9 protein-coding genes and 1 tRNA gene are annotated in these 12,081 nt (G+C 38.2%); 2 read left to right on the forward strand and 8 right to left on the reverse strand.

Going from position 1 to position 12,081, the window contains the following annotated elements:
- Positions 1–292: 292 nt before the first annotated feature.
- The 6 genes from QM917_RS00675 to QM917_RS00700 form a co-directional block, all read right to left on the reverse strand.
- Positions 293–1,276 (reverse strand): acetylxylan esterase, encoded by a 984-nt coding sequence (locus QM917_RS00675; protein ID WP_414284323.1) that lies wholly within the window; start codon positions 1,274–1,276, stop codon positions 293–295.
- Positions 1,277–1,815: 539 nt separating this feature from the next.
- Positions 1,816–2,742, reverse strand: coding sequence for an ATP-binding cassette domain-containing protein (locus tag QM917_RS00680; protein WP_414284324.1), 927 nt, complete (start codon positions 2,740–2,742; stop codon positions 1,816–1,818).
- Positions 2,743–2,752: 10 nt separating this feature from the next.
- Positions 2,753–3,820 carry an ABC transporter ATP-binding protein gene (locus tag QM917_RS00685; protein ID WP_414271179.1) on the reverse strand — a complete coding sequence of 356 codons (1,068 nt, stop codon included), beginning with the start codon at positions 3,818–3,820 and terminating at the stop codon, positions 2,753–2,755.
- A gap of 8 nt (positions 3,821–3,828) precedes the next feature.
- Positions 3,829–4,755, reverse strand: a complete 927-nt coding sequence (gene oppC / locus QM917_RS00690) for an oligopeptide ABC transporter permease OppC (protein WP_414271180.1) — start codon at positions 4,753–4,755, stop codon at positions 3,829–3,831.
- Complete coding sequence (locus tag QM917_RS00695) at positions 4,755–6,251, reverse strand: ABC transporter permease (RefSeq protein WP_371620815.1); 1,497 nt, start codon at positions 6,249–6,251, stop codon at positions 4,755–4,757. The genes oppC and QM917_RS00695 overlap by 1 nt, the downstream gene beginning before the upstream one ends.
- Positions 6,252–6,316: 65 nt before the next feature.
- Complete coding sequence (locus QM917_RS00700; RefSeq protein WP_414271181.1) at positions 6,317–8,296, reverse strand: peptide ABC transporter substrate-binding protein; 1,980 nt, start codon at positions 8,294–8,296, stop codon at positions 6,317–6,319.
- 180 nt (positions 8,297–8,476) lie between these two features.
- Here QM917_RS00700 and QM917_RS00705 point away from each other — a divergent pair.
- Together QM917_RS00705 and QM917_RS00710 are read left to right on the forward strand one after the other, a co-directional pair.
- Positions 8,477–8,547 (forward strand) — tRNA-Cys (locus tag QM917_RS00705).
- Positions 8,548–8,847: 300 nt separating this feature from the next.
- Entirely contained in the window at positions 8,848–9,039 is a 192-nt protein-coding gene (locus QM917_RS00710; RefSeq protein ID WP_414284326.1) for a hypothetical protein, read from the forward strand.
- 621 nt (positions 9,040–9,660) lie between these two features.
- Here QM917_RS00710 and QM917_RS00715 read toward each other — a convergent pair.
- Both QM917_RS00715 and QM917_RS00720 read right to left on the reverse strand, forming a co-directional pair.
- Positions 9,661–10,992 (reverse strand): hemolysin family protein, encoded by a 1,332-nt coding sequence (locus QM917_RS00715; RefSeq protein WP_414284327.1) that lies wholly within the window; start codon positions 10,990–10,992, stop codon positions 9,661–9,663.
- A 116-nt stretch (positions 10,993–11,108) separates the two neighbouring features.
- A complete protein-coding gene (locus tag QM917_RS00720) occupies positions 11,109–11,939 on the reverse strand; it encodes a DNA/RNA non-specific endonuclease (RefSeq protein ID WP_414284329.1) in 831 nt (276 codons plus the stop codon).
- Between the last annotated feature and the right edge of the window lie 142 nt (positions 11,940–12,081).

The raw sequence follows: 12,081 nt of genomic DNA on the forward strand, positions 1-12,081 counted from the left end.
AAATAAGAAACTGTATTATTGAATGGAATTGCCATTCTTTGTAAATGAAATGCTGTTGCTCTTTTATAAATTCCAAGTTAAAAGATTCGCAACTAGCTATACTCCTTTCACTTTTTATCTTAACCATATTATATAATAAATATTCTAAATTTTAGACTTTATAATCCATAATAGATTCTACTTTCAAAGATATTTAGAAGTTTCAAACTACCTGAAACTACTTTCTCATTATCTGAGTCACATAAAGAAAAGACTGTAGTTCATTCGAAACTACAGAGCTTTTTTTCAATTTTTAGTGACCAAGATAGGTAAAGGGGATCTCACTACCACACAACCAGTTGTAAACTTGATCATTGACATGAACATTCATGGCTTCGTGAGCATATTCAGGCATGATACGATAACTCTTTTCACAAGTCAAACGGTTGTAAATAGCAAACTGAGTGATTGGATAGCAGACATCGTCATCAAGTCCAGTAATCATCCGAACTTCCCCCTTAATACGATGGGCAAGATTTTTTACATCGATATAGCTAAGTGTTTCCATAATCTGCTCTTCTGTCTCATGGAATGGGTCATGGAACTTAAAGTAACGAAAAAGCTCATCATAGGCTTCGCTGGTATTTCCAATCTCTATCACTCGTCTAAAGTCTGATAAAAATGGATAAATAGCAACGGTTCGCTTGATACGTGAATTTAACCCCGCAGCCACTAGAGCCAGCGCTCCTCCTTGAGAAGCTCCATAGCTTGCTAATTGGCCTTCATCCACTTGTGGGAAGCTAGCGACAATCTCAACTAATTGATAAATATCAAGATAAACATCCTTATAGAAGAGTTGCTCTTTTCCTTCTACTGCACCACGAATGATTTGGCCCTTAACTGTATTTCCAAGAGGCGAGCGTAACCCATCTTGCGAATAACCAGACTGCCCACGGACATCCATAGATATGACACCATAACCAGCGACTGTAAAGGCTAACATATCTGTCCAATCCCAACAGCGTCCCATATACCCATGGAAGTGGAAAATGACAGGTACTTTCTTTTCTGATTTTGGTAAGACCACTCTCGCATAAACGAGCCCATCACGTGTACCTTTAAAAGTTAGCTCATAACACTTCACATTTGGAATACGAAAATCACGTTCCTCTAGTTGGTAATCTGGCAAGACTGAAACCTTCTCTATTTCCCCATCCCAAAAATCGTCAAAGTCTTGCGGAACTTCATCTCGCCCTCTGTAAGTTTTCATTTCTTCTATTAGTGCTGGATTTCTCATAAAACCCTCCTTAATTTTGTAACCGTTACCATAACTCTAGCACATAAAGGAAAGCAATGCAAGACTGATATTTTAAATAGAAAGTGATTTTAATTTTGAAGATTCATCAGAGCTAGTCTGAAAGTAGTTTTATCCATTCCATTCTGTATACATTCAATACACTTTCAAAGAATAACAGCTTCTTTTCTCTCTTCTCCAAGAGTCATTGAAGACTAATCTTATACTAATTCAAACTAGGTCAGCTTTATCTGCAACCTCAAAGCCGTGCTTTGAGCAACCTGCGGCTAGCTTCCTAGTTTGCTCTTTGATTTTCATTGAGTATTAGCATGTTTTCGGGTATATATAGTGGATTGAAATAAGATGCGAACAGAGAGATTAGGAAAGTCAAACTAATTTCTAGAAATATTTTTAGCAGTTGTAGTGTACTGTTCTAGATTCAATCTACTATAGTTGTCTATCTTTAAACTAGTGTTTTTTACAAAATAAAAAAGTTTCATAATCTTAATAGAATTGTTCTACCAAGATTACAAAACTCTTTCTTATTTCAAATCTTTTTTATAGCGTTCCAACTCTGCTTGGTTTGCCCAAACATAGTGACCTGGACGAATTTCAACCATAGACGGTTTGTCAGTCTCATAGTCATGTTGATCTGGATCATAAACTTTCAAGACTTTTTTACGTTCCAAGATCGGATCAGGGATTGGAACCGCTGATAGGAGAGCTTGAGTATATGGATGGATTGGATTGTTAAACAATTCTTCCGTCTCAGCCACCTCAACAATGACACCCTTGTAAATTACCGCGATACGATCAGAGATGAAACGAACTACTGACAAGTCATGGGCAATAAAGAGATAAGTCAAGCCCAATTCCTTTTGGAATTTCTTAAGCAAGTTCAACACTTGGGCACGAACAGAAACGTCCAAGGCTGAAATTGGCTCATCAGCAATAACAAAGTCTGGTTGCATAACCAAGGCACGAGCGATACCAATACGTTGACGTTGTCCACCTGAGAACTCATGTGGATAACGTGTCAAGTGTTCTGCCAAAAGTCCAACTTCACGAATGATATTTTGAACTTTTTCTTTTCTTTCTTCCTCATCTTTAAACAGATGATAGTTGTATAGACCTTCAGAGATAATGTAGTCAACGGTTGCACGCTCATTCAAGCTAGCTGCTGGGTCTTGGAAAATCATCTGAATTCGACGGATTAACTCCGAAGCTTGTTCACGTGATTTCTTTCCGTTAATTTTTTGCCCTTCAAAAATGATGTCCCCATTGCTGGTGTCATTAAGACCGATAATAGCACGACCAATCGTTGTCTTACCACTTCCAGACTCTCCAACAAGTGAGAAAGTTTCTCCTTTGTTGATAAAGAAATTGGCATTCTTAACAGCTACAAACTTTTTACTTCCTTCACCGAAGGAAATCTCTAAGTCTTTAATTTCTACTAATTTTTCAGACATTTCCTTCCTCCTAGTCCTCAAGATGTGTAAAGCCCATCTTTTCACGAATCTTGTCGTGTAAATCTGCAATCACCGATGGTTTTTCAACTTTTGGAGCTTGTTCATGAAGCAACCATGTCTTAGCCCAATGAGTATCAGATACTGCAAACTGAGGTGCTTTTTCCTCGAAGTCAATCTTCATAGCATAATCTGAACGAAGAGCAAAAGCATCTCCCTTCAATTCAGTATAAAGCGATGGAGGTGTTCCAGGGATTGAGTACAATTCACCTTTGTCATCCGCAAGTTGTGGCAAGCTTGACAAGAGGCTCCATGTATATGGATGACGTGGGTCGTAGAAGATTTCTTCAACAGTACCATATTCAACAATTTCACCAGCATACATAACTGCAACTTTATCAGCGATACTTGCTACGACACCTAGGTCGTGGGTGATAAAGATTGTTGTAAAGTGGTATTCGTGTTGAAGTGACTTCAACAAATCAATAATCTGTGCCTGAATGGTCACGTCAAGAGCTGTTGTCGGCTCATCACAGATAAGAATGTCTGGACGACAAGCAAGAGCAATCGCGATAACGATACGTTGACGCATTCCCCCAGAATATTGGAAAGGATACTCGTCAAAACGTTTCTCAGAATCTGGAATACCAACTTTATTCATATAGTCAATAGCCATCTCTTTAGCTTCTTGCGCAGTCTTGCCTTGGTGTTTAACAATAACTTCTGTGATTTGACTTCCGATTGTCTTGATAGGGTCTAAACTGGTCATCGGATCTTGGAAGATAGTTGCAATCTTCGCACCACGAATACTTTCCCATTCTTTATGAGAAGATAAGGTTGTCAAATCTTGTCCTCGGTAATTAATACTACCTTGTGCAACACGACCATTTTCTTCCAACATTCCTGTGAATGTTTTTGTCAAAACTGATTTACCTGAACCTGACTCCCCAACTAACGCGAGGACCTCTCCCTCAATCAAATCGATGGAGACACCTCGAATAGCTGTCAAAATCTTGTCACGAACATCAAATTCCACGACAATATCTTGAGCAGTCAAAATTACATTTTTTCCTTTTATCATGTCTACTCCTATCTATGTGTACGTGGATCACTAGCATCCGCTAGGTTTTGACCAACAACGAACAGTGACAAGGATACCAAGACCAAAGTTGTCAATGGAATCCAGAAGAGGTATGCATTTGTCGTTACGTTTTGAGAGTAATCTGAAATCAAACGACCCAAGCTAGGAACTGTAATCGGCAATCCAAGTCCAAAGAATGATAGGAAAGCTTCATATGAGATAAAGGCTGGAAGCATTTGCGACGTACTCGTAACAATAACAGATACCAATTGTGGCATAATGTTTTTCACAATAATCTTATAACTTGGTGTTCCCAAGGTTCGTGAAGCAAGGTTATACTCTAAATCACGGTATCGTAACATTTGGATACGAATTGAGTGAGCAACATTAATCCAGGTTGTTACACTCATGGCAAAAATCAAGTTCCAGAAACCTGCACCGATAGAGTAAGTCAAAACAATAACGATCAAAAGTGATGGGATATTGTTGATAACGTTGTAGACCTCCATCATGATACGGTCAACTGATTTTGAGATCCCCCAAATTCCACCAATGACAACACCGATAAAAAGGTTGACAAAGGTCGCAATGACAGAAATCAAGATAGAATTACGAGCTCCAAACCAGACACCATCAAAGAGAGATTTACCATTACTATCTGTACCAAACCAATGCTCAGCATTTGGTTTAATGTAACGAGCGCTAAAATCATTTACCTTACTTACATCATTGAAGTCAAAATCAGAGAACATTGGGTAAATGAAACTCATCAAAACAACTGCAATCAAGATACCTAGCATGATTACTGTTGATTTCTTCTTCAAAAATTGTCTAAAAACAGAACCCCAGTATGAATAGGCAGGAGCATCAATTGCTTCAGAGGCATAATCATCACGTTTTACAAACTGAAATTTTTCATTACTAATTGTAGACATTATTTGCCTCCTTTCTCTGTCAATTTAATACGTGGGTCAATAATGGTCATCCAAATATCTCCAATAAGGTTTGAGAAGATTGAGACACAAGTGAAGATAAAGACGAGACCAACTACCATATTATTGTTTGAAGCTTTTACAGAGTCGATCAACATTTTACCCATACCTGGGAAGGCAAAGACTGTTTCAGTAAGAGTTGCTCCACCAATAACACCAATAATTGAGCCTGGGATACCAGAAACGAGTGGTACCATAGCATTTTTAAAGATGTGCTTATCAGAAATCTCTTTCTCAGACAAACCTTTAGCACGAGCAAAACGAACGAAATCTTGTGATTGCAAGTCAATCATATAACGGCGAATCCAAATTGCCATAGTAGGTGCTCCTAGCAAGCCCAGAATCACTGCAGGAAGGACATAAGAACGCCAATCACCAGCACCCAAGATTGGGAATGAGTCTGGGAAGCCGATTGAAGAACCAATCAAACGAATAATATAGACTAGGGCAATCGTTGGAAGAGCCAACAAGAACGTTAGAGTCCCTGTTGAGAAACTATCAATCCAAGTGTTTTTGAAACGAGCCATTGCTGAACCAAGAGGAATCGCAATCGCATATGAAATCGCAAGACCAATCAAACCAGTGATAGCAGAACTTGCAATCATAGATGGGTACTGATAGTTGCTCTCAGTAGCTGTATATGGATCATCTTTACCGTAGTTGGCTACTTCACGAGCATCAGCTTGACTCGGAGATTTATAAGTTCTTGAGTAAATATTTACTGATGATGTTTTCTTACCAGTTGGGAATTGAACTTCAGAAGTCTTCGTTTGTCCTTGTCCTTGTGTAATAACTTGAAGAACAGGAGTATTTGCATAAGTTGGATAAGAATCTCCTAGGTTCAAGTTGACAAAGTTTTGGTGAACAAATGGGAACTGACTATTGAAGTACAAGAGGTATTTGTGTTTAGTACCTGAACCCACAAGAGACCAACCGATAGCAGGATCATTCTCAAAGCGCAAATAACGCTCTAAGTTAGGATTCTCAGGGTCTTGGATCTTGTTTGTATGGTCAATATCAAGCAAGTTTGCATAGAATTTAAACACACGTTCAAAAATAGGAATTTCACGTGTAGCGTAGAATTGTCCACTCTCTGTAAACTCACCTAGAGTCCAACCATTCCCAAGTTGTTGGATATATTTTTCATAGATTGCTTTATTTGTATCATTTGCATCTACTGTAACAGAAGAGTCAATGCTACTAGCTTTTTCCTGCAACTCTTTCGTATCATAATATTCGATATAACCCATACGCTCAAAGACGGTATTTTCATAGTTATCACGTTTATCAGCTGTGGTTGCAATTTTATTGTAGTTAGTATCTTGTTTGAAGATCAACTTCCGTGGAACCATCGTATAGATGATTGTGTAAATCAAGGTCGTTACTAAGAAAATAGAAACCAACGACCGCAAGATACGCATAAAAACATATTTTTTCATATTATTTCCTTTAAAATCCCAAAAGAACCTTCTCCTTTAGGAGAGAAAGTTCTGATGAGCATTATTTATTTCACATGACTCGCTAACTCTTTTTGAGCTTTTTCGTTTGATTCAGCTTTTTCTTTGAGCCATTTTTCACGAGCTTCTTTGTACTCTTTGGTTGTTACAGTGTTAGCTTGCAATTTAAGGTACTTGAAGTATACATCTGAACCTTTATCACCAGATTGAGTGTAAGAGGCCGAGAATGGTACTACACGAGAAATAACTGGCGCTGCTCCTGAAGATGACATAGCTGGAAGGAAGAGTGAGCTATCTGTCAACCAAGCTTGAGCTGCTGCATATTTCTCATAACGTTTGTTAAGGTCACTTGTTTCATTACCAGCTTCTTCAAGCAACTTGTCGTAGTCTTTCAAACCAACTTGGGTAACTGCTGGATTTGATGGATTGTCATAACCCATATAAGTCTTTGTTTGCTCGCTGTTACTTGTTTGCAAGATATCAAGGTAAGTTGATGGGTCTTGATAGTCTGGGTTCCATCCAACGGCACCTGAAAGATCCCAATCCTCAGCTGCTGCATTCGGAGCATAGTAAGTGATGTTAAATAATTCATCTTTTGTTACTTGTTGGATATCGATGATTACATTTTCTTCACCAAGAACTTTTTCAACAGATTGTTTGAAGGACTGAATACGCGCAATGTAGCTCTTAGCAGTTTGGTCAACTGGAATATCCAAATGAATTGGGAATTTCACGCCATCTGCTTCCAAAGTCTTCTTAGCTTTAGCAAATTCTGCTTTCGCTTTATCAGCATTGTAAAGACCATCTTGGCCATCCGCAAAGTTTACATCTTTCCACTCATCACCATAAGAAACAACTTTCTCAGTGACCAAGTCACCAAATGTTTTTTCACCTGCAGAAACAAAGTCTGGTTTTACAAATAGATTACGAACAGCAAGGGCTGCTCCATCTTCACCATTGATCTGAGCAGAGTATGCTGTACGGTCAAATGCAAAGTTCAAAGCTTGACGGAAGTCTTTGTTAAGAAGGGCTTTCTTAGTAGAAGTCTTTTCATCATCAGTTGTTTTTGATGTATATTTATAGCTTTGACGGTCAATATTAACACCCAAACCAGCAATACCAGCTCCTTGTGGAGTATAGTAAATGTTGTCTTTGTATGTTTCTGCGATTTTAGAATAATTTGAACTTGTTGGGAAGAGACGGGCGTAGCTGTATGCACCACTTGTAAAGTTACGTTCAATTGATTCTTGGTCTGAACCATCATAGAATGCAAGCGTCACAGTGTCTAAGTGAACATTATCTTTATCCCAATATTGCTCATTCTTCACAAACTCAACAGAAGACTTAGCAGTTAATCCTTTAAGCAAGAAAGGACCATTGTAAAGCAATGATGTTGGATCTGTTGACTTACCAAAGTCTGAACCTTTTGATTTTTCAAACTCTGCATTCAAAGGCCAGAAGATTGCGTAAGACATTTTAGAATTCCAATATGGCTCTGGTTTGTTCAAAGTGTATTGAAGAGTGTAGTCATCAACAGCTTTTACACCAACAGTTGAAAAGTCAGTTGAGTTCCCAGCCACATAATCTGCCAAACCTTTTACAGAATCTTGAGCAAGATACAATGCTTCTGATTTCTTATCAGCTGCGTGTTTCAAACCTGTAACAAAGTCATTAGCAGTTACTTCTGCATATTCTTCACCATCAGCTGTGAGCCATTTTACACCTTTACGAATCTTATAAGTGTATGTCAATCCATCTTGAGACACTGACCAATCTTCTGCAACTGCAGGAGTGAGGTTACCATATTTATCATTTGTAAAGAGTCCATCGATACCATTTGAAGTGACAACTTTTGTACTTTGCTTACCAGAGATAAGGTAGTCCAAAGTTTCTGGATCAGCTGTATATACATATCCGTATGCTTTTGGAGCCTCAGCATTAGATGATTTTGAAGAACCGCAAGCCGCGAGAACACCTGTTGCAAGTAGGGCTACGCCTGCTACTGCAAAAATCCGACTTTTTTTCATATTACTTAACTCCTCTTTTGAAATTAATAAGATAATGCTTATTATACCACAACCACTTCAAAAAGTAAACGAATTTTCAGAATATTTTGTCGCACACATTTTGAAAGTCGGAAAACTTACATTTTCAGAAAAGAAACTATTGACGAGATTTAATTTAAAAGGTATAATAATAAAAGTTAAGGCGGTATAGCCAAGTGGTAAGGCACGGCTCTGCAAAAGCTTGATCGTCGGTTCAAATCCGTCTACCGCCTTTTTTATACTATTTTATAGGAATTTATCTGAAAAGAAAGCCCGATTTTACGGGCTTTTTTGTTTTTCTTTTAGGATAAAAAAGGATAACTTTAAAAAATATTTGGGGCGAGTTTGGGGTAAAAAAATTTCATCTAAGCTATTGATTTTATCTAACTTTAGTTGCAGAATGGATATGTAAGGTACAAAAAACTATGGAAGTAAATTTAAAAATTAGAAAAACCACCAAGCGTGAAAAAGTTGAATTTTTTATTGGACTTCTTCTACTCCTATTTGTAGTTTGGTATTTTATGAGGTAATATATGCTAGTAAATATTGAAGATATCCGCTGGCTTTTAGACAATGCCACAGCCTATGCTATCAGCAAAAATTGTGGCGTATCTATTCAAGCTGTGGATAAATATAAAAATGGTGTGTCAGATATTATGAATATGCGTTTAAAACACGCTATCAGCATGACTGCTTATTCCCACACACTACAAGAAAAACAGTGAGCCTTATCGCTGTTTTTTCTGATTTCAGGCCAGATAAAAAATCACGAACATTTTATATTTATAATTTAATTATTAGTTAAAAAGGAGAGTTTTTACTGTTGTTTAGGGTTTAGGGCGAAAAAAAGCCCCAACATTGAATTGGGACTAAAGATTATAGGCGGACGGATTTCAACCGTCGTCTTGATAATCGCACATGCTTCAATAGCTAGATACTACTAAATTTCGTGTACCCTCGCTAGATCCATCACTTTCCAATGGTGCTATACCACGTTTTCACTCGTAAACTACTATCCTATTTCTTTTTCTACTATAGCAAGATTTGACCGTTTTTTCAACTATTTTCATATCTTCAGAACTCAAAGCATGAGTTCCTCCATATTCGTCATGATTATAACCATAGCGCACATGTGACAAAATTTGAACTCCGTTTACCTTATGGAGTTCACCTTCAAGATCAATCTGCTTGTTTCTTTTGTTAACAAAATCATGATAAGTTACTGACTATTTTACACCTTATTTATTGATTCTACCGCCTCTATATTATCAAAGGCTCCTACAGGAGTCTTTTCTTTTTAACTACTAGAAAAGCTTTATCAGTTCTGCTCTGATAAAGCTTTTGTTTTATTCTGTTTCTTCTTCTGATTCAAGTTCTTGAATTTGAACCTTAAGCTTGGTTACACGTCCATTTTTGACCTTATCATTAGTTAGGGTGATATGCTTATTGCTACTTTCTAACTCATAGCTAAGTTTTTCTGATGTTGGAATAGTTCCCACACCGGTCAAATAGTAACCAGCGATTGTATCTACATCATCACTTTCAAGTTCAACATCAAAGTAAGCATTAAAGTCATTTAAATTCATTGTCCCTTGGACGATATAGGTATCTTCGCCAATTGTATGAACATAAACTTCAGCGCGGTCAGTTTCATCATCAATTTCACCGACAATCTCCTCAAGGAGATCCTCCAGCGTAACTAGACCAGCCATACCTCCATACTCATCCAGAAGGATAGCCATCTGTCTTTGAGTATTTCTAAACTCTTTTAATAAATCATCCACAAAAATAGTTTCAGGTACAAAGAGTGGATCTTGTAAGATTCGCTTCCAGACGATATTGTCAAACCCGCTGACAAAGGCTTCTTTAAGGAGACTCTTAGTATGAATCAATCCAATAACATTGTCCTTATCTCCATCATAAACAGGAATCCGAGAAAAATTCTGTTTTAAGATACTTTGGATAATGGTTTGAGTGTCATCCTGAATATTTACCATGAAAGCATCGGTTCGAGGAACCATGACTTCACGTGCCATGAGCTCGTCTAGCGAGAAAATCCCTTGTAACATTTCAATTTCATCAGCATCCAAGGTTTCTTCACTCTTAGACAACATGTACTCAATCTCATCACGAGTCATTTTTTCATCTGCATCGTCAAATGTCATCGGTGTCAATTGACTCAAGAGATTAGTTGATGCTGAGAGCATCCAAACGAAGGGACTCACAATCTTACCAAGAGCAATAATAAACGGAACTGTTCTGATAGCCAAGGCATCCTTAAGATTTAGAGCAATTCGCTTAGGATAAAGCTCACCAAAAACAATAGAAATATAGGTCAAGAAAGCTAATGATAAGAAGCTAGCTACCGCATAGGCAGTTTCACTATTTCCCATCCAAGAGGCAATTAACTCTCCAAGTGAATCTGCTAGTTTAGCCCCTGACAAGATGGTGATCAAGGTGATACCAACTTGAATGGTTGATAAAAAGTGATTAGGGTTTTCAAGCACCTTTAGCAAACGGATATAGCGTTTATCTCCCTCTTCAGCTTTTTGCTCAACACGTGAACGACTAAGTGAAACCATGGCCATTTCTGTTGCAGAGAAAAAGGCATTTAAAAAGGTCAAAACAACTAATAAAACAAATTGCAGTAACAAATCCTGACTGCTCGGGTCTTCCATTTTCCTTCTCCTAAAAAGTATAATTGAAACTATTATACCATATTTTCCAATTTCTACACATTATTTTACGATTTCAATAGTTAATCCCCTATCTGAGGAGATAAGGGATTTTTAGTCTATTTTGCTTTGGTAACCGTAACTTGACCTGTTCGGTAGTCAAGCTGAATTCCATTTTGGACATTCGGAATGACGACGTTAAACTCCAACTCCCCATCAGAGGACTTGGCTTCAATCTGAGAAGCTGATGGTACCAAATCTTGCTCAGTAGCATAGAGTAATGTCACGCGGTAACGAACTCGTTTGTTTTGATCTAGAGCTTTTCGAACCAAGCTCTCATAGTAGTTTTGGCCTGTCGAATCTTCGGCACGCGCTTGGTTGGCCCAAGCTGTCTGAACAGCGATATTTTTAGGATTGCTAGTAGAAGCATCAAAGCCATCTAACCCACCGATCAAGGCATAGCCCAACAAATGCCCTCTATCGACCGCATGGTTGTAACTTCCCTTTAGATTCTTAACCTGATGCCAGCCTGCTGGCGTCCAAGAAGTCGAGCCATTCCCAGTCTCTTCACGATCTTTGTACTGTCTTGTCGCTTTTGACATAAGGGCATTAGCGACGGTTGGAACCGTCTCCCCACCTACAGTTTTTGTCTTGTTATCAGCATAGGGTTTGCTTGAAACCTTTGCATCCAAATTTGTCTTATTACCATTGACGATAAATGCTCCTGCTCCATTCCATTCAAGAGAACCCTTTATTTGTTTTTTGATAGAATCTGTCAGGACACTTTCAGCTAATTCTTGACTTGGAGCATCCGATGCTTGCGACTTCTGCTTTACTTGCGTCTGAGGCGCAGAGTTGGAAGTCTGCATCTCCTTGATATAATAACTTCCTGCTGACAAGAGCAGAAAAAGCAAGAGACCTACTAGAGTCTGTCTAGTTTTTTTATTCATATTTTCTCCTTATACTCTTCGAAAATCTCTTCAAACCACGTCAGCTTCACCTTGCCGTACTCAAGTAGAGTCTGCGGCTCTCTTCCTAGTTTGCTCTTTGATTTTCATTGAGTATTACATTCGATTCCTAGAAAAAGGCTGG

This window comes from Streptococcus infantis, from assembly GCF_047460685.1.
In the GTDB taxonomy this organism is placed as follows: Bacteria; Bacillota; Bacilli; order Lactobacillales; family Streptococcaceae; genus Streptococcus; species Streptococcus infantis_AD.